The 17,286-nt window shown below is 58.3% G+C and carries 18 protein-coding genes; 13 read left to right on the top strand and 5 right to left on the bottom strand.

Annotated elements, in window-relative coordinates; translation table 11 throughout:
• Positions 1 to 7: 7 nt before the first annotated feature.
• The 9 genes from EH206_RS18525 to EH206_RS18485 all read left to right on the top strand — a co-directional run bounded on the left by EH206_RS18525 (position 8) and on the right by EH206_RS18485 (position 11,500).
• A complete protein-coding gene (locus EH206_RS18525) occupies positions 8 to 1,474 on the top strand; it encodes an alpha/beta hydrolase (RefSeq protein ID WP_009114412.1) in 1,467 nt (488 codons plus the stop codon).
• Positions 1,475 to 1,846: 372 nt separating this feature from the next.
• Positions 1,847 to 2,950: a glycine cleavage system aminomethyltransferase GcvT gene (gene gcvT, locus EH206_RS18520; RefSeq protein ID WP_009114411.1), complete on the top strand. Its 1,104-nt coding sequence runs from the start codon at positions 1,847 to 1,849 to the stop codon at positions 2,948 to 2,950.
• Positions 2,951 to 3,012: 62 nt separating this feature from the next.
• Complete coding sequence (gene gcvH, locus EH206_RS18515) at positions 3,013 to 3,405, top strand: glycine cleavage system protein GcvH (protein ID WP_009114410.1); 393 nt, start codon at positions 3,013 to 3,015, stop codon at positions 3,403 to 3,405.
• Between the two features lie 63 nt (positions 3,406 to 3,468).
• Positions 3,469 to 6,342, top strand: a complete 2,874-nt coding sequence (gene gcvP, locus EH206_RS18510) for an aminomethyl-transferring glycine dehydrogenase (protein WP_009114409.1) — start codon at positions 3,469 to 3,471, stop codon at positions 6,340 to 6,342.
• A gap of 227 nt (positions 6,343 to 6,569) precedes the next feature.
• Complete coding sequence (locus EH206_RS18505) at positions 6,570 to 7,442, top strand: carbohydrate ABC transporter permease (protein ID WP_009114408.1); 873 nt, start codon at positions 6,570 to 6,572, stop codon at positions 7,440 to 7,442.
• On the top strand, positions 7,432 to 8,277 hold the full coding sequence (locus EH206_RS18500) for a carbohydrate ABC transporter permease (RefSeq protein WP_009114407.1): 846 nt from the start codon (positions 7,432 to 7,434) through the stop codon (positions 8,275 to 8,277). The genes EH206_RS18505 and EH206_RS18500 overlap by 11 nt, the downstream gene beginning before the upstream one ends.
• 10 nt (positions 8,278 to 8,287) lie before the next feature.
• Entirely contained in the window at positions 8,288 to 9,121 is an 834-nt protein-coding gene (locus EH206_RS18495; protein ID WP_009114406.1) for a phosphodiesterase, read from the top strand.
• Entirely contained in the window at positions 9,112 to 10,200 is a 1,089-nt protein-coding gene (locus tag EH206_RS18490; RefSeq protein WP_009114405.1) for an ABC transporter ATP-binding protein, read from the top strand. The genes EH206_RS18495 and EH206_RS18490 overlap by 10 nt, the downstream gene beginning before the upstream one ends.
• Positions 10,193 to 11,500, top strand: a complete 1,308-nt coding sequence (locus tag EH206_RS18485; RefSeq protein WP_009114404.1) for an ABC transporter substrate-binding protein — start codon at positions 10,193 to 10,195, stop codon at positions 11,498 to 11,500. Before EH206_RS18490 ends, EH206_RS18485 begins: the two co-directional genes overlap by 8 nt.
• An 80-nt stretch (positions 11,501 to 11,580) precedes the next feature.
• Here EH206_RS18485 and EH206_RS18480 read toward each other — a convergent pair whose 3' ends face one another.
• The gene (locus EH206_RS18480) at positions 11,581 to 12,189 is read right to left on the bottom strand and encodes an HD domain-containing protein (RefSeq protein ID WP_009114403.1); all 609 of its coding nucleotides are present in this window, start codon (positions 12,187 to 12,189) and stop codon (positions 11,581 to 11,583) included.
• Positions 12,190 to 12,500: 311 nt separating this feature from the next.
• Here EH206_RS18480 and trhA point away from each other — a divergent pair, with 311 nt between their 5' ends.
• Positions 12,501 to 13,148 carry a PAQR family membrane homeostasis protein TrhA gene (trhA, locus tag EH206_RS18475; protein ID WP_009114402.1) on the top strand — a complete coding sequence of 216 codons (648 nt, stop codon included), beginning with the start codon at positions 12,501 to 12,503 and terminating at the stop codon, positions 13,146 to 13,148.
• Between the two features lie 104 nt (positions 13,149 to 13,252).
• On the opposite strand, the gene EH206_RS18470 is transcribed toward trhA, so the two are convergent.
• From EH206_RS18470 to ygfZ, 3 genes are all read right to left on the bottom strand, one after another.
• Complete coding sequence (locus EH206_RS18470; protein ID WP_009114401.1) at positions 13,253 to 13,501, bottom strand: DUF2442 domain-containing protein; 249 nt, start codon at positions 13,499 to 13,501, stop codon at positions 13,253 to 13,255.
• The gene (locus EH206_RS18465; RefSeq protein ID WP_009114400.1) at positions 13,485 to 13,727 is read right to left on the bottom strand and encodes a DUF4160 domain-containing protein; all 243 of its coding nucleotides are present in this window, start codon (positions 13,725 to 13,727) and stop codon (positions 13,485 to 13,487) included. The genes EH206_RS18470 and EH206_RS18465 overlap by 17 nt, the downstream gene beginning before the upstream one ends.
• A gap of 141 nt (positions 13,728 to 13,868) precedes the next feature.
• Positions 13,869 to 14,855, bottom strand: coding sequence for a tRNA-modifying protein YgfZ (gene ygfZ / locus EH206_RS18460; protein WP_009114399.1), 987 nt, complete (start codon positions 14,853 to 14,855; stop codon positions 13,869 to 13,871).
• Positions 14,856 to 15,071: 216 nt separating this feature from the next.
• On the opposite strand from ygfZ, the gene sdhE reads away from it, so the two are divergent.
• The 3 genes from sdhE to rlmF all read left to right on the top strand — a co-directional run bounded on the left by sdhE (position 15,072) and on the right by rlmF (position 16,739).
• Positions 15,072 to 15,338: an FAD assembly factor SdhE gene (gene sdhE, locus EH206_RS18455; protein WP_009114398.1), complete on the top strand. Its 267-nt coding sequence runs from the start codon at positions 15,072 to 15,074 to the stop codon at positions 15,336 to 15,338.
• A gap of 19 nt (positions 15,339 to 15,357) precedes the next feature.
• On the top strand, positions 15,358 to 15,723 hold the full coding sequence (locus EH206_RS18450; RefSeq protein ID WP_009114397.1) for a protein YgfX: 366 nt from the start codon (positions 15,358 to 15,360) through the stop codon (positions 15,721 to 15,723).
• A 65-nt stretch (positions 15,724 to 15,788) separates the two neighbouring features.
• The gene (rlmF, locus tag EH206_RS18445; protein WP_009114396.1) at positions 15,789 to 16,739 is read left to right on the top strand and encodes a 23S rRNA (adenine(1618)-N(6))-methyltransferase RlmF; all 951 of its coding nucleotides are present in this window, start codon (positions 15,789 to 15,791) and stop codon (positions 16,737 to 16,739) included.
• Between the two features lie 6 nt (positions 16,740 to 16,745).
• Here rlmF and fldB read toward each other — a convergent pair whose 3' ends face one another.
• A complete protein-coding gene (fldB, locus tag EH206_RS18440; protein ID WP_009114395.1) occupies positions 16,746 to 17,264 on the bottom strand; it encodes a flavodoxin FldB in 519 nt (172 codons plus the stop codon).
• Between the last annotated feature and the right edge of the window lie 22 nt (positions 17,265 to 17,286).

Below are 17,286 nucleotides of genomic sequence, written 5' to 3'. Positions count from 1 at the left end.
CATTAGCATGCTGATCGGCTCCGTCAGGCGAATGATTAAACGCGCGGTGATTATTGTAGCGGTAGCGGCGATAACGCTGCTGGCCATCCGTATTTATGATACGCAGCGCGGGCCGGCGCTGGCGCCCTGGCACACCTTTGTGCCGGATGAACTGTCGGCGGAGGAGCTTGACCGGGCGGACTGGCCGGCTTATCTGCGCGCGGAAGAGACCATTTTCCAGCAGATCAACCAGCATGTCACCCAGGAGCTGGACGAGGACGAACAACGGCCCATTAACCGTTATTTTGCCGGCAGCCCGGTGTATCCGGGCAAGTTTCAGCATGACTGGAATCGTTCCTACCAGCTGATGCCGGACGGCGCGCCGAAAGGCGCGGTGGTGCTATTGCATGGATTAACGGATTCTCCTTATAGCCTGCGGCATATCGCGCGGCTTTATCGCCAGCGCGGTTTTGTGGTGGTCGGCATTCGTCTGCCCGCTCACGGTACGGTTCCCGGCGCGCTGACGGATATTCACTGGGAAGACTGGCTGGCGGCCACCCGTCTGGCGGTGCGTGAGGCCGGCCGCTATCTGGCGCAGGATTCGGGTAAGCCGTTACCGCTGCATATGGTGGGGTTTTCCAATGGCGGGGCGCTGGCGCTGAAATACGCCCTGGATGCGCTGGACGATCCTGCGCTGAGCCGTCCTGAGCGGCTGATACTGATTTCGCCGATGATCGGCGTTACCAACTACGCCCGCTTTGCCGGTCTCGCCGGGCTGCCCGCGCTCTTTCCCGCGTTCGCCAAAGCGGCATGGCTGGGCATTTTGCCGGAATTCAACCCGTTCAAATACAATTCGTTTCCGGTTAACGGCGCGCGGCAGTCCTGGCTGTTGACCCATGAGTTGCAGCGTCAGCTGACCCGCAAAGCGCAAAACCAGGCGCTGGCGGGCTTGCCTCCGGTGCTGACCTTTCAGTCGGTGATGGATTTCACCGTGAGCACGCGGGCGGTGGTGTCGTCATTTTATAATCTGTTGCCGGCCAATGGCAGCCAACTGGTGCTGTTTGACGTCAACCGCACGATTAACTTCGGCCCTTTACTGCGTGATTCGGCCAACGGCGCCGTTAGTCAGCTACTGCCCGCCGCGCCGCGCCATTATGACACCACGGTAATCACCAATGCCGCCCCGGACAGCGCCCATGCCGTCGCCTTTGATGTAAAAGCCGGAACGGAGCGGGAGTATTCCCGCGATCTGGGCATCGACTATCCGCCGGATATTTACTCGCTATCGCACGTTGCGCTGCCATTCCCGGATAGCGACTCTCTTTACGGACGTTTCTCGCAAAATCCCCGCGAGTTCGGCCTGCCGCTGGGGATGATCGCCGCCCGCGGCGAACGCTCGGTGCTGGTGGTGGATCTGGACACGCTGCTGCGTCTCTCCTCCAATCCGTTTTTCCCCTATCTGATACAGCGTATTGAACAGGGGTTGCCGCAGTAGTCGAGGGAGGAGCGAAACGCGGCGGCTTTTTGATTGAAATAATCTAATTTCAGCGCTTTTTTCGCATTATTTTAACTAATGTATGGCGCTTTTTTTTGCGCCCACTGCTGATCTGCTCGGCCATTTTTCATATCAATCATTCGCTAATCCTCCCTTATTACATAATATTTATGCTTTATATTTAGCTATATTTGGACTATCTGACTGTTTATAGCCCTTGTGTCATCCTGCTTTTCAGGTGGTTGCCATATAGTTTAACTTATGTCTGTGGGGATAGTTTAACCCGCGCTTCAGTGGTAAGTTCATTGGCAGGATATCGTTTGCGCGGCGTTTTTTACCGCCTGAGCGCAATGCACCGCACAGAGGAAAAAGATGGCAAAGCAGACTCCGTTGTATCAGCAGCACCTGGCGGACGGCGCCAAAATAGTGGATTTTCACGGTTGGATGATGCCGCTGCATTACGGCTCCCAGCTTGATGAGCACCATATCGTGCGGCGCGACGCCGGCATGTTCGATGTGTCCCATATGACCATCGTGGATTTGCACGGCGTGCGAACCCGCGAATTTCTGCGCTACCTGCTGGCGAACGACGTGGCGAAGCTCACCCAGCCGGGCAAGGCGCTCTATACCGGCATGTTGAATGCGTCCGGCGGCGTGATTGACGATCTGATCGTCTATTTTCTGGCGGAAGACTATTTCCGGCTGGTGGTGAATTCGGCCACCCGCGACAAAGATCTGGCCTGGATCGCCCGGCACGCCGAACCGTTTATGCTGGATATCCGCGTGCGGGACGATCTGGCGCTGGTGGCGGTTCAGGGACCGCAGGCGCAGCAAAAGGCGCAGCGCTTGCTGAATGACGCCCAGCGTGAGCAGGTCGCGGGCATGAAGCCCTTTTTCGGCGTGCAGGCCGATGACTTTTTCATCGCCACGACCGGCTATACCGGCGAGGCGGGCTATGAAATCGCGCTGCCGCGGGAGCAGGCGGTCGGCCTCTGGCAGCGGCTGTTGTCCGAGGGCGTCAAGCCTTGCGGCCTGGGGGCGCGTGACACTTTGCGGCTGGAGGCCGGGATGAATCTTTACGGTCAGGATATGGACGAAGGCATTTCGCCGCTGGCCGCCAATATGGGCTGGACCATCGTCTGGCAGCCTGAGGATCGTCAGTTTATCGGCCGCGAGGCGCTGGAGCGCCAACGGGAAAAAGGCACCGAGCAGTTGGTCGGGCTGGTGCTGACGGAAAAAGGCGTATTGCGTAATGGTCTGCCGGTGCGCTTTACTGATGGCGACGGCGTGATGCGGGAAGGAGTCATTACCAGCGGCTCTTTTTCCCCTACGCTGGGGCTGAGTATCGCGCTGGCGCGCGTCCCGGTCGGCATCGGCAAACAGGCGATTGTGCAGATCCGCAACCGCGAACTCCCTGTGCATGTCACCAAACCCGGTTTTGTCCGTGGCGGAAAACCCGTTTTCAGTATTAACTGATGATTCAGTATTCATCAACCGGCCGGTTTTAACCGTTTTGTGAAGGAAAGGAGAGAGTGGCAATGAGCGATGTACCAGCAGAACTAAAATATACTGCTTCCCATGAGTGGGTATTGTCCGAAGGCGAAGGCGTATATAGCGTTGGCATCACCGAACACGCGCAGGAGTTATTGGGCGATATGGTGTTTATCGATTTGCCGGAGGTCGGCACCATCGTCGCCGCGGGCGATGACTGCGCCGTCGCCGAGTCGGTCAAGGCGGCTTCCGATATCTATGCGCCGATCAGCGGTGAAATTATCGAAGTCAATGACGAGTTGGAAAACGCCCCCGAGCTGGTTAACAGCGCCCCCTATACCGATGGCTGGCTGTTCCGTATCCGCTCGTCCGACGAGTCCGACCTGGATGAACTGCTTGATGCCGAGGGATATCAGGCGACGCTGGAAGAAGACGAATAATGCCGGCGCCCGGACTCTGCCGAGCCGGGCGTTTTATTTTGTGTGATGCAGGAAATTTTCGTAATGACCCAGACTCTCAGTCAGCTTGAATATAACGGCGCTTTTGTTGAACGCCATATCGGTCCCTCCGCCGGCCAGCGCCGGCATATGCTGGCGGCGGTCGGCGCGGCGTCGCTCGATGAGTTAATCCGCCAGATTGTGCCCGCCGATATCCAGTTGCCCAGTCCGCCGGCGGTGGGCGACGCGGCGACGGAGTATCAGGCGTTGGCGGAACTGAAGGATATCGCCGGCCGGAATCAGCGCTACAAAAGCTATATCGGCATGGGCTACGGCGCGGTGCTGATGCCGCCGGTGATTTTGCGCAACGTGCTGGAAAATCCGGGTTGGTACACCGCCTACACGCCGTATCAGCCGGAGGTGTCGCAGGGGCGTCTGGAGGCATTACTTAATTTTCAGCAGGTGACGCAGGATTTAACCGGTCTGGAACTGGCGTCCGCCTCGTTGCTGGATGAAGCCACGGCGGCGGCTGAAGCCATGGCGATGGCCAAACGCATCAGCAAGCTGAAGCAGGCCGACCGTTTCTTTGTCGCCGATGACGTTCACCCGCAAACGCTGGACGTGGTGCGCACGCGCGCCCAGACCTTCGGCTTCGAGGTGGTGGTGGGCAAGGCGCAAGAGGCGCTGGCGGATGACGCGGTGTTCGGCGTGTTATTGCAACAGGCGGGGACCGGCGGCGAACTGCATGATTACCGCGATCTGATGGCCGAACTGAAGCAGCGCAAGGTCATCAGCTGCGTCGCCGCCGATATCATGGCGCTGGTGCTGTTGAGCGCGCCGGGCAAACAGGGCGCGGATATCGTCTTCGGTTCCGCCCAGCGCTTTGGTGTGCCGATGGGCTACGGCGGGCCGCATGCCGCGTTCTTCGCCTGTCGGGACGAATACAAACGCGCCATGCCGGGGCGGATTATCGGCGTGTCGCGCGACGCCGCGGGCAATACCGCTTTGCGTATGGCGATGCAGACCCGCGAGCAGCATATCCGCCGCGAGAAAGCCAACTCCAATATCTGCACCTCGCAGGTGCTGCTGGCCAATATCGCCAGCCTGTACGCCGTATTCCACGGCCCGCAAGGGTTGCGGCGCATCGCCGGGCGCATCCATCGGCTGACGGATATTTTGGCGCTCGGGCTGCGGCGGGGCGGACTGACGCTGCGCCACCACAGCTGGTTCGACACCCTGACCGTTGAGGTGGAGGACAAAGAGGCGGTATTGAGCCGGGCGCTAAGCTTTGGCGTCAACCTGCGCGCCGATCTTGACGGCGCGGTGGGGATTTCGCTGGATGAAGCCACCGATCGGGAAGACGTGCTGACGCTGTTTTCCATCCTGCTGGGATACGCCCACGGGCTGGATATCGATGCGCTCGATGCGGCGGTCGGCCGACAGGCGGCGTCGATTCCCGCCGCTTTGCAACGGGATGACGCCATTCTTTGCCACCCGGTGTTTAACCGCTATCACAGCGAAACCGAGATGATGCGCTATCTGCATCGTCTGGAACGCAAGGATCTGGCGCTCAATCAGGCGATGATCCCGCTGGGGTCCTGCACCATGAAGCTCAACGCCGCCGCGGAAATGCTGCCGATTACCTGGCCGGAATTCGCCGAACTGCATCCGTTCTGTCCGCCTGAGCAGGCGCAGGGCTACCACAAGATGATCGAACAACTTGCCGGTTGGCTGGTGCAACTGACGGGTTACGACGCGGTGTGCATGCAGCCTAACTCCGGCGCGCAGGGAGAATACGCCGGGTTGCTGGCGATCCGGCGTTATCACCACAGCCGCAACGAATCCGCCCGCGACGTCTGCCTGATCCCCAGTTCGGCGCATGGCACCAATCCGGCGTCGGCGCAGATGGCGGGGATGAGCGTGGTGGTGGTGGCCTGCGACAAGCACGGCAACATCGACCTGCACGATCTGCGGGAAAAGGCGCGCTCGGCGGGCGAACGGCTGTCCTGCATTATGGTGACCTATCCGTCCACCCACGGCGTGTATGAGGAAACTATCCGCGAGGTGTGCCAGATCGTGCATCAGTTCGGCGGCCAGGTGTATCTGGACGGCGCCAATATGAATGCGCAGGTTGGCATTACCTCGCCGGGCTATATCGGCGCCGACGTTTCCCATCTCAATCTGCATAAAACCTTCTGCATTCCGCACGGCGGCGGCGGTCCGGGCATGGGACCGATCGGGGTAAAAGCCCATCTGGCGCCGTTTGTGCCGGGGCACCAGGTGGTCAAAATCGACGGTATGCTGACCGGGCAGGGCGCGGTATCCGCCGCGCCGTTCGGCAGCGCCTCCATCCTGCCCATCAGTTGGATGTATATCCGCATGATGGGCGCGGAAGGGCTGAAACAGGCGAGCCAGATGGCGATCCTCAACGCCAACTACATCGCGGCGCGGCTACAGTCGGCGTATCCGGTGCTGTATAGCGGACGGGACGGGCGCGTCGCCCATGAATGCATTCTGGATATCCGTCCGCTAAAGGAGCGCAGCGGCATTAGCGAAATGGATATCGCCAAACGGCTGATTGATTACGGTTTTCACGCCCCCACCATGTCATTCCCGGTGGCCGGTACACTGATGGTCGAACCCACAGAGTCGGAAAGTCAGGCCGAGCTGGATCGGTTTATCGACGCCATGTTGGCGATTCGCGCGGAGATCGATCGCGTGGTTAACGGCGAGTGGCCGCTGGAAGATAATCCGCTGGTGAACGCCCCGCACACCCAGGACGAATTGGCCGCGGAGTGGCCGCATCCCTACAGCCGCGAGCTGGCGGTATTCCCGGCGGGCAGCGAAAACAAATACTGGCCGACGGTAAAACGGCTGGACGATGTCTACGGCGACCGTCATCTGTTCTGTTCCTGCGTGCCGCTGGAGGATTACCGGTAACCGGCCTTATCACCCCGTCGTGTCACGGGCGGGGTGATGGCTATGCGGCCAAGATGCATTCCCCGGCGAAATACCCTCGGGCGTCGATACGGCAAATTGATTAGCATTCTTATTATTAATAAGAAAAATATTCTCTCACAAAGAAACTGTCACTGAACTGTCTCCCCGCTGACATATCGTCCCTTTATGGTGATCTCTGGTGTTTTACTCTTAGTGACTGATGCGTTATGCGTGCAAAATATTTTCCTTATCTGGTGCTGTTGCCAACGCTGATTTTTCTGTTCGCCTTTACCTATTTCCCGCTGCTGCGTTCGGCTATCGACAGTCTCTATGACACCCGGATGAACGCAGGCCAGCCACAGTTCGTCGGGCTGGACAATATGGCGCGCCTGCTGCGGGATACGGTGTTCTGGCAGGCGCTGTGGAACAATGTGCTGTATATCCTGCTGACCGTGATCCCCGGGGTGCTGCTGGCCTTGCTGCTGGCGGTGGTGCTGTGGGAAAACACCCCCGTCAACCGCTGGCTGCGCACCGCCTTTTTCTTTCCGATGATTGTGCCGCTGGTCAGCGCGGCGACGCTGTGGCTGTTTATCTTTATGCCGGGACTGGGTCTGCTGGATTACTATCTGGCGAAAATTTTCGGCCCGATGAACAATAACTACCTGGGCATGAGCGATACGGCGTTGGCGGCGGTGAGCGTCATCGGCATCTGGAAATTCGCCGGTTACTACATGCTGTTTTTCCTCGCCGGATTGCAGTCTGTTTCCACCTCGGCGCGCGAAGCCGCCATTATGGAAGGGGCGTCGAAACGGCAGGTCTTTTTCCATATTACCCTGCCGCTGCTGCGGCCGACCATCGCCTTTGTCGTCACCATCGCCTTTATTTACGCCATTACCCAGATCGACCACGTGGCGGTGATGACGCGCGGCGGGCCGAACAACGCCACCAACGTGCTGCTGTATTACATTCAGGATCTGGCGAACGATACCCACGATCTCGGCAAGGCCTCCGCCGCCACCTTTCTCACGCTGCTGCTGCTGTTCGCGTTCTCGGTGCTGAACCTGCGGGTGCTGGAAAAAGGCGCGCACTATGAGCGCTGAGCGTTTCCGCCCGCTGCGGGCGACCAGCCGCCTGACGCTGCCGCTGCTGTTGATCTGCGCCGCGCTGCTGTGGATCAGCCCCTTTCTGTGGATGCTGTCGTCGTCCGTCAGCACCGGCAGTTTTGGCGCGGATATGGCTTCACTGCTGCCCCGTTTTCCGCTGACGCTGGATAACTTCCGCGAGGCGTGGAGCAGCGCCGACTGGCCGCGCCTGTACGCCAACACGCTGATTTTCGCGCTGGGCACCTTTGTGGTGCAGTTGGCGACCATCACCACCGCCGGATATATCTTCGCCTACCACCAGTTTCGCGGCAAAACCCTGCTGTTCTACCTGCTGCTGATCCAACTGATGATCATGCCGGTGGTAATGATGGTGCCGAACATGATGACGCTGAAACAGCTGGGCCTGCTCAATACCCTGACCGGGGTGATGATGCCCTATTTTGCCTCGGCGTTCGGCGTATTCCTGATGCGCCAGGCGTTTCTCAATATTTCCAAAGAAATTGAAGAGGCGGCGCTGATGGAGGGCTGCCGCTGGTGGCAGGTTGTGTTCCACGTACTGATCCCCATGACCTGGCCGTCGATTCTGGCTTTCGCCACCGTCAGCATCACCTACCACTGGAACGAATACCTGTGGCCGCTGATGGTGCTCAACGACCCGGATAAACAGGTGCTGACCATCGGTCTGGTGTCGTTCGCCATGGGCGCGGAGTCCGGCGGGCAGTGGGGGCTGATTTGCGCCGGTACGCTGCTGGTGTGTTTGCCGCTGATGCTGGCGTTCGTGCTGTTCCAAAAACAGTTTCTGAGTAGTTTTGGTTTTTCGGGTATCAAGTAGGAGAAACGCCATGTTGCTGGCACAGATTTCCGATCTGCATTTTCGCAGTGAGGGGCGCAAGTTATATGAATTTATTGATGTTAACGGTCAGAATGCGCAGGTGGTCAGTCAGCTGAACGCGCTGACGGAGCGGCCGGACGCGGTGGTGGTGAGCGGCGATATCGTCAACTGCGGCTGCCCGCGGGAGTATCAGGTGGCGCGCCGCGTGCTGCAGATGCTGGACTATCCGCTCTACGTGATCCCGGGCAATCACGACGACAAACACCATTTTCTCGACGCCATGCGTCCGCTGTGCCCGCAGCTGGGGAACGACGCGGAAAATATCCGCTATGTGGTGGACGACTTCCCGCTACGGCTGTTGTTTATCGACAGCAGTTTGACCGGGCAGTCGAAAGGCTGGCTGACGCCGGCGACGCTTGACTGGCTGGAGCAGCAGCTAACGGCACATCAGGAGCGGGAAAGCGCGATCTTCATGCACCATCCGCCGCTGCCGCTGGGGTCGGCGCAGATGGATCCCATCGCCTGCGAAAACGGCCGTGAAATATTGCAGTTGATCGAGCGCTTCCCGCAGCTGACGCGGGTGTTCTGCGGCCATAACCATCGTTTGATCGTTACCCAATATCGGCAGGCGATCGTCGCCACCGTGCCGGGCACGGTGCATCAGGTGCCCTATTTTCATCATGACGACGCGCCTTACTACAATCTCGAACCGGCCTCTTTCGTTATGCACCGCCACGTTCCGCTTACCGGTCTGGTCAGCTACTGCCAGTCGCTGGCGCCGTTTGCCGGTCCTTATCGCTACGATCCGCGGATCAGCTGCCCGGTGGATGAGCCATGGCTGTGATTCGGTTACGCAATATCAGCAAGCGGTTCGAACAGACCCCGGCGTTGCAATCGCTGTCGCTGGATATCGCCGCCGGGGAATTTCTGGTGCTGGTCGGTCCGTCCGGCTGCGGCAAAAGCACCCTGTTGCGTATGCTGGCGGGTTTGGAGAGCGTCAGCGAGGGGCAAATTCTGCTCGGCGCGGAAGATATCACCGGCTGGAGCCCGAAGCAGCGTAATTTTTCGCTGATCTTTCAGAACTACGCGCTGTTTCCCCACCTGACCGTGGAGCAGAACATCACCTTCGGCATGCGTATGCGCGGCGAGCCGAAAGCGGAGTATCCGGAGCGGGTGCGCCGGGTCGCCGGGCTGTTGCAGCTTGAAGATCTGCTGAGCCGCAAGCCGGGAAAACTCTCCGGCGGCCAGCGTCAGCGGGTGGCGATGGCGCGGGCGATTGTCCGCAATCCGCGCCTGTTTCTGATGGATGAGCCGCTGTCCAACCTGGACGCCCGGCTGCGCAGCGACGTGCGCGACGGGATTATGGCGCTGCATCGGCAGTTGCAAACCACCACCGTTTACGTCACCCACGATCAGATTGAGGCCATGACCATGGCCGATCGCATCGCCGTGCTGGATCGGGGCGAATTGCAGCAGGTAGGCACGCCCGAACAGCTGTATGCCCATCCCGCCAACGTGTTTGTGGCGGGATTTATCGGCACCCCGACGATGAATATGATCTCGTTGCCCTGCGCGTCGGGGCAGGCCGTACTGCTCGATCAACACATAGCTCTGCCGGAAACGGACGAAACCCGCGCGTTGACGACGGTGCTGCTGGGCATTCGCCCGGAACATATTACCGAGCAGGGCGCGGCGGCGGGGCGGGTGCAACTGCCGGCCACGGTGACGCAGCGCGAGCTGTTTGGCGCGGAATACCTGATGCAGGTGGATACCCCGCTGGGCGCGTTGCGCTACCGGCGCGCCAATCGCCAGGGCGTGCCGGCGGTCGGCGCCGCGCTGACGCTGAGCTTTTCGCTACAGGATTGTCATTGGTTTTCCGGGCGCACCGCCCGTAATTTATCCCAGGAGAAAAAACATGCGTAAGTACCGTGTCGTGGCGCTGGCCGTCGCGCTGCTCAGTGCGAGCCAGGCGCTGGCCAGACAGAGTATCGACTTTATGTTTCCCGCGCCGGTGGACGGCAAGCTGACGATGGAAATGAAACGGATCATTAGCGACTACAACGCGTCGCAGGACGGGGTGGAGGTGCGTGGCATTTTTACCGGCGGCTACGACACCACCAAGGTAAAGGCCGAAGCCGCCGCGAAGGCGGGGGATCCGCCCGCGCTGGTGATCATGTCGGCCAACTTCACCGCCGATCTGGTTATCAAGGATCAGATCCTGCCGATGGATGAGCTGTTTAAATACGGCGACGGGCAAGCCACGCCGTTTCTGAGCGAAAATTTCTGGCCGGCGCTGCATCAGAACGCGCAGGTGATGGGGGTGACCTACGCCATTCCGTTCCACAACTCCACGCCGATCCTGTACTACAACGAGACTCTGCTGAAGCAGGCCGGATTCGACCAGCCGCCGCAGACCTGGGACGAGGTGGTCGCGGTAGCCAAAAAACTGACCGATCCGGCCAAAGGGCAGTGGGGTATTATGATCCCCTCCACCAACGATGATTACGGCGGCTGGATGCTCTCTTCCCTGACGCGCGCCAACGGCGGCGCTTACTATAACGCCGACTATCCCGGTGAAGTCTATTACAACACCGCCTCCACCAAAGGGGCGTTGCAGTTCTGGCGCGACCTGGTTTATCGCCACAAGGTGATGCCCGCCGGCGTACTTAATTCCAAGCAGATCAGCGCCGCGTTCTTCTCCGGCAAGCTGGGCATGGCGATGCTCAGTACCGGGGCGTTGGGCTTTATGCGCGAGAACACCAAAGATTTTCCGCTGGGCGTGGCGATGATGCCGGAGAAAGAGCGCCGCAGCGTAACCATCGGCGGCGCCAGCCTGGTGAGTTTTAAAGGCATTTCCGAAGAACAGAAGAAAGCCGCCTGGCAGTTTCTGAGCTATCTGGTCAGCCCGGAAGTGAACGGAAGCTGGAGCCGCTTCACCGGCTATTTCGCCCCGCGCATGGCCGCCTACGATCTGCCGGAGATGAAAAACTATCTGGCGCAGGATCCGCGGGCGAAAACGGCGCTGTCGCAGTTGCAGTACGCCCATCCGTGGTACGCCACCTACGAGACCGTCGCCGTGCGTAAGGCGATGGAAAATCAGCTGGCGGCCTTGCTTAACGATCCCGCCGCCAAGGTGGATGACGCCGCGGCCCGCGCCCAGCAGGAGGCGGACGGCATTATGAAGCCGTATGTGGAGAGGACGGCGCTGAAGCAGGCGGAATAGGGCGGCTCAAACGCCGCTTGCCCTATGAACCCAGACCGGTGGCTGAAATTATGGCGGCAACGGCAAAACCCGTGAATAGGTTACAGCAGCCAGCCCTTGTCCTGCGCGTCTTGCAGATGCTGTTTCAGGTGCCGCCACAGCTCCGGGTTAATCCCGGCGATAAACTCGGCGCGGCCCAGAACCTGATCCAGCCGGATGCCGTTCTCCACCCAGCTTTGACCCTGATTGTGCAGGTTCATCAGTACCGGCAGCACGCGATCGAGCATCAGGGCAAATTGGGCGTCGGCGGTTTCGCCCGCTTCGTATTCCAGCCACAGCTGGTGGAACCGTTGGCGCTGCGGTTCCGGCAGCAGGCCGAAAATCCGCGCGGCGGCCAGCGCTTCCTGAGCCTGTACCGCGGCGCGGGCGGGCAGGTCGTAAACCATGACGTCGCCGGCATCGATTTCGACGATATCGTGAATCAGCGCCATTTGAATAACGCGGTTGATATCGACCTCTTTCCCGGTGTATGGCGCCAGGCTCATGGCGGCGACGGCAAAATGCCAGCTGTGCTCGGCGGAGTCCTCATGGCGCGGGCTGCCAATAATTTTTGAACGGCGCTGCACGCTTTTCAGCTTGTCGATTTCCATCAGAAAAGCGATCACCTCGGTCAGTGAACCGAAATCGAGAACGGCGGGAGCAAACGACATGGGAACAACCTCTTTCAGTTAAAACGGGTAAGTGATTACAGGCGCGGAAAGCGTCAAAACGATAGTTATCAAAGCAGGATATCGCTTCACAATAGGTGAGCTTTAAAAGTGGGTAATTGTAGGGGAAGTAACCGGAGATTTATACGCATGATTGCGGTTAAAAGCGAAATGTAATGTCAGGTAATTATTTTAGCTTACAAGTGTACACTGAAACTATTCTCGTCTAAGCTGCTCAAAGGTTACGCATGCGGCGCGTTAACCTCTGTTTTATCGGGCCTTAGCGGCCGGTGTTATTGATAAGTAAGGGCAACATGTCAAAGAATTTGTGGGAGTCGGGATACTCGGTGGCGGAGGAGATCGCCAACAGCATCAGCCACGGAATCGGCCTGGTTTTCGGTATTGTCGGTCTGGTGTTGCTGTTGGTGCAGGCGGTGAATAATGGCGCGGATGGCGTGGCCATCACCAGCTACAGCCTGTACGGCGGCAGTATTATTCTCTTGTTTCTGGCTTCGACGCTTTACCATGCCATTCCTTCGCCGCGCGCCAAGCACTGGCTGAAGAAGTTTGATCACTGCGCGATTTACCTGCTAATTGCCGGCACCTATACGCCTTTCCTGCTGGTGGGGCTTAATTCGCCGCTGGCCCAGGGGCTGATGGTGGTTATCTGGAGTATGGCGCTGCTGGGGGTGATCTTTAAGCTGGCGTTTGCCCACCGTTTTGAAGCGCTCTCGCTGATCACCTATCTGGTGATGGGGTGGTTATCGTTAGTGGTGATCTATCAACTGGCGATGACATTGTCCATTACCGGCATCACGCTGCTGGCCGTCGGCGGCGCGATTTATACGCTGGGGGTGATCTTTTACGCCTGCAATCGCATTCCCTACAACCACGCTATCTGGCACGGTTTTGTGCTGGGCGGCAGCGTCTGCCACTTTCTGGCGATTTATCTGTACGTGTAAGTTCGGTAACGGCTGACGAACGACGTTTTATTCTATCGCACAGGCTTTACCAAGCCGTGATTCCTTGCCAGCAGCTCGCAGCTGTCATATAACCCGACAAAAGATTAAGCTGCACTATGAGGGCGGTGGGTCACATCGCCACGGCCATCCAGCAAACCTTCAACGGAAATGTCTTCGTCAAGCTTGTCCCAGTGGATTCCACGAGGACTCAACTCATAGCTATTCCGCTCCGCTTCCGTTGCATGCAACAACCGGGGAAACCAGGCTAACGGTACGCCAAGGGTTCGGGCATCACTAAGCTCTACCCACATATTAAATTCATCGAAATGAATCTTCTTAGCTGAAATAGTCACTCCAGGCCTCCAGAAATGACGCTTTATTAGTATCAATAATCTCAGATAGCTCCTTCAATACCCGGGCATTAAACCCGTCATTTCGAGCAAGTTTAACCTCTGGCGTTAGCCAGAATTTGGCCTCGGCTTCTGAGTTCCTTACATGAATATGCGCTGGTTCCTGAGGATTGCCCTCATTCGAGTAGAAGAAAAACGTAAAACCTCTGAATCTCAGTATCACAGGCATGGGCGTCCCTTTCATTACTCTGGATTATGATGAATAAAAATGCGCCAGTCAAAGTCTGGCGCACAGGTTACGCAATGGCATAAAGCATGGCTGGGAACGCTTAAATCAAGCGGGCAAACGGCCAGTCATCTGAAAGGGCATTCAGCCTTCAACAACATAAGGCAGTGGCTGGATCGTCAGTTTGCCGTCGGCATCGTCGCGCACGCGCAGGGCGCTGCCGGCCTCCAGATCGTTGTTCAGCACCGCCTGCACCCAGACGCTTTCATCCCGCAAGCGGCAGGCCGCCAGCACGGTGCCGGTGCGGCGCCAGTTTTCCCCCAGCTGTAATTCAAGATCCTCCCCGGCTTCGGGAACCCGGCTTGCCTGTCCGGCCAGCCAGTAGAGCGCCCGCTTGTTGGCGCCCCGGTACTTGGCGCGGGCGACCATTTCCTGCCCTGCGTAGCATCCCTTGCTGAAGCTTATCCCATTTAATGCCTGTAAATTAGCCGCTTGCGGGATGAACTGCGCGCTGTTTTCGCTGTCAATGATCGGCACACCAGATTCAATATCCAAGGCCAGCCATTGGCGGCTATCATTTAGTTCGGTCTGGCCTGCCAGACGTTGCAGCAGCGTTGCGCATTGTTCCGCGTCCAGCACCAGCAGGAAACGCTCCGCCGGGTGCGAAAAATGGAGCAGGGTGGCGCCCTGATGTTGAACCACCGGATGCCCGGCGTCCGGCAGAACAGCGAAAATCGGCTGCAGGCGTTCGCGGATCTGCGCGCCGGCGGCACCCAGCAGAATGACATCGTCGTCTGCCGCTATCGTGGTTTTGGAAAAAACGGCGTATTTTTTCAGCTCGTTGAGTTGGGTATCGCGCAGGTTGCGCCGTTCGATAAAGGCGAAACCTTCCCCGCGCTGGAACAGGCGCAGGCCGCTCCACATTTTTCCCTTGGCGTCGCAGTGCGCGCAGAGTACATGCTGGTCGGCGGGCAGCGCATCCACATCGGCGGTGACCTGTCCCTGAAGGTACTTGACGGTATCGGGGCCGCTCAAGGCGACCAGCGCCCAGTCATCAAGCGAAATCAGCGTCGCGGGTAACTGGGCGGAGGCGAACGGTGGTTGTGAGGCGAAAGCGGGTTGAGGAGCCATAGTATTATCCTGCTGCTTTGGGCAATAAGCGAATGGTCTAATGGTAAAAGAGCGCCCGGGGTTTGCAAGCGGTTATTGTGCGAGGGGCATCGTAAGCCTGCGTTATGGCGGTCAACCGACCGCTAAAATATGTCAAAGTGTTACTATTGGTTGAACATTCGCAGCGTAAATAGGGTTACACTGATAGTCAGCATCGATAAACAAGGTGGTATAAGCATGGAAATCGATAATAAATCACGCATTCACTGGGCATGTCGGCGGGGTATGCGTGAGTTGGATATTTCTATCATGCCTTTTTTTGAGCATGAGTATGATGCGCTAAGCGATGGCGACAAACGGACGTTCGTCCGCCTGCTGCAGTGTGACGATCCGGATCTGTTTAACTGGCTGATGAATCACGGTGAACCGCAAGATCAGGATCTGAAACGTATGATCTCCCTTATCCAGACGCGAAATAAAGCCCGTGGCCCAGTGGCAATGTGACCTTCGCGTTTCCTGGCGTATGCAGCTGTTCTCACTGGTTGTACACGGATTACTGGTTTTACTGATACTGCTGGCTCCCTGGCCCGATAGCTATACCGCGCTTTGGCTGGGGCTGGTGACGCTGGTGGTGTTCGGTTTTATCCGCAGCCAGCGCAACATCAAGGTTCGCCAGGGGGAGATTGCTCTGCGCGGAGCAACGCACCTGCGCTGGCAGCAGCGGGACTGGCAGATTATCAAACGTCCGTGGGTGCTGAAGAGCGGCATTCTGCTGTCGCTGAAATCGATGGATGGTAAAGAACGGCAGCGTCTGTGGCTGGCGTCGGACAGCATGGGAAACGACGAGTGGCGCCATCTGCGCCAATTGCTGTTGCAGCAGAGAAATTGACGGCAATGATTTACGCGGCTTAGCGCAGCGGGTATCTTACGCGCCATTCAACAAGAGAGAAGCCGATGACCACGCCCAAAGATAACCATGCCGCGCAGAAAAACAGGCTGCACCCTCGTAACCGCCACGGCGGTCGCTATGATTTTACCGCGCTGAAGCAAATCCATCCGGCGCTGATACCTTTCGTTAAGGTGAATGCTTACGGTGACGAGTCGGTGGATTTCTCCGACCCGCAGGCCGTCAAGGTGCTGAATCAGGCGCTGTTGCACCATTTCTACCAGATTGAACACTGGATTATTCCGGACGGTTTTCTCTGTCCGCCGGTGCCCGGCCGGGCGGATTACCTTCATCATCTGGCCGATCTGCTGGCGGAGGATAATCAATCCGTGGTGCCGCGCGGAGCGTCGGTGCTGGACGTTGGCTGCGGCGCCAACTGCATTTATCCGTTGATCGGCCATCGTGAATATGGCTGGCGTTTTACCGGCAGCGAAATTAATCCGCAGGCGATGCAGGCGGCCAATGCCACCATCGAGGCGAACCCCGGCCTGAATCGGGCCATTCGTTTACGCCGCCAGAAAAACAGCAAAGCGATTCTTACCGGTATTATTCATAAGAACGAAATTTTCGACGCCGTGCTGTGTAATCCGCCGTTCCACGCTTCCGCCGCCGAGGCGCGTCAGGGGTCGCAGCGCAAGCTGCATAATCTTGGCCTGGATAAAAACTCGCCGCTCAACTTCGGCGGCCGGCAGGAAGAGCTGTGGTGCGAAGGCGGGGAAACCGCATTTATCAGTCAGATGATTAACGAGAGCGCCGGCTTTGCCCGCCAGTGCCTGTGGTTCACCTCGCTGGTGTCGCGTAAAGAAAACCTGCCCGAGCTGTATCGGGCGCTGGAAAACGTCGGCACGGAGAAAGTCGCGACCATCAATATGGCGCAGGGGCAGAAACAGAGCCGCTTTGTGGCCTGGAGCTTTTTTGACGCGTCCGCGCGCGCAAAATGGTGGTTACAGAAACGATAACGGCGTTTAGAGCAGCGGTTCCATTTCCAGCAAAATCTGTTCGCACCATTGCTCAATGCGCTCGTCGCTGAGATCGTACTGATTGACCTCATCCAGCGCCAGGCCGACAAACTGTTTGCCATCGGCGGCGAGCGGTTTCGGACTGGTGAACTCGTAGCTTTCCGTCGGCCAGTAGCCGATAAATTTCACCCCCAGCGGCTGTAGTTGAGCGTGCAGCATCCCCAGCGCGTCCAGAAACCATTCGCCGTATCCCAACTGATCGCCCATGCCGTACAGCGCCACGATCTTGCCGCTCAGGTTCAGCGTGGGCAACTGCGTCCAGACGGCCTCCCAGTCTTCCTGAAGTTCGCCGAAATCCCAGGTGGGAATGCCCAGAATCAATATGCCGTACTCTTCCATCCGTTGCGGGGAGACATCTTTGACGTTGTGCAGATCCACCAGATCCTCACCCAGGATGTCGCGGATTTTTTCTGCCGCCATTTCGGTATAGCAGGTGCTGGAGCCGTAAAACAGACCAATTTTCATAGGCGTCGGAGGTGTCGTTTCA

The sequence above is a fragment of the Brenneria nigrifluens DSM 30175 = ATCC 13028 genome, assembly GCF_005484965.1.
Taxonomy (GTDB): domain Bacteria; phylum Pseudomonadota; class Gammaproteobacteria; order Enterobacterales; family Enterobacteriaceae; genus Brenneria; species Brenneria nigrifluens.
This window is presented reverse-complemented; position numbering and strand designations above follow the sequence as displayed.

Coding starts and splice junctions, on each gene's coding strand:
- EH206_RS18525 (WP_009114412.1), top strand. CDS start 8: ATGCTGATCGGCTCCGTCAGGCGAATGATTAAACGCGCGGTGATTATT.
- gcvT (WP_009114411.1), top strand. CDS start 1,847: ATGGCAAAGCAGACTCCGTTGTATCAGCAGCACCTGGCGGACGGCGCC.
- gcvH (WP_009114410.1), top strand. CDS start 3,013: ATGAGCGATGTACCAGCAGAACTAAAATATACTGCTTCCCATGAGTGG.
- gcvP (WP_009114409.1), top strand. CDS start 3,469: ATGACCCAGACTCTCAGTCAGCTTGAATATAACGGCGCTTTTGTTGAA.
- EH206_RS18505 (WP_009114408.1), top strand. CDS start 6,570: ATGCGTGCAAAATATTTTCCTTATCTGGTGCTGTTGCCAACGCTGATT.
- EH206_RS18500 (WP_009114407.1), top strand. CDS start 7,432: ATGAGCGCTGAGCGTTTCCGCCCGCTGCGGGCGACCAGCCGCCTGACG.
- EH206_RS18495 (WP_009114406.1), top strand. CDS start 8,288: ATGTTGCTGGCACAGATTTCCGATCTGCATTTTCGCAGTGAGGGGCGC.
- EH206_RS18490 (WP_009114405.1), top strand. CDS start 9,112: ATGGCTGTGATTCGGTTACGCAATATCAGCAAGCGGTTCGAACAGACC.
- EH206_RS18485 (WP_009114404.1), top strand. CDS start 10,193: ATGCGTAAGTACCGTGTCGTGGCGCTGGCCGTCGCGCTGCTCAGTGCG.
- EH206_RS18480 (WP_009114403.1), bottom strand. CDS start 12,189: ATGTCGTTTGCTCCCGCCGTTCTCGATTTCGGTTCACTGACCGAGGTG.
- trhA (WP_009114402.1), top strand. CDS start 12,501: ATGTCAAAGAATTTGTGGGAGTCGGGATACTCGGTGGCGGAGGAGATC.
- EH206_RS18465 (WP_009114400.1), bottom strand. CDS start 13,727: ATGCCTGTGATACTGAGATTCAGAGGTTTTACGTTTTTCTTCTACTCG.
- ygfZ (WP_009114399.1), bottom strand. CDS start 14,855: ATGGCTCCTCAACCCGCTTTCGCCTCACAACCACCGTTCGCCTCCGCC.
- sdhE (WP_009114398.1), top strand. CDS start 15,072: ATGGAAATCGATAATAAATCACGCATTCACTGGGCATGTCGGCGGGGT.
- EH206_RS18450 (WP_009114397.1), top strand. CDS start 15,358: ATGCAGCTGTTCTCACTGGTTGTACACGGATTACTGGTTTTACTGATA.
- rlmF (WP_009114396.1), top strand. CDS start 15,789: ATGACCACGCCCAAAGATAACCATGCCGCGCAGAAAAACAGGCTGCAC.
- fldB (WP_009114395.1), bottom strand. CDS start 17,264: ATGAAAATTGGTCTGTTTTACGGCTCCAGCACCTGCTATACCGAAATG.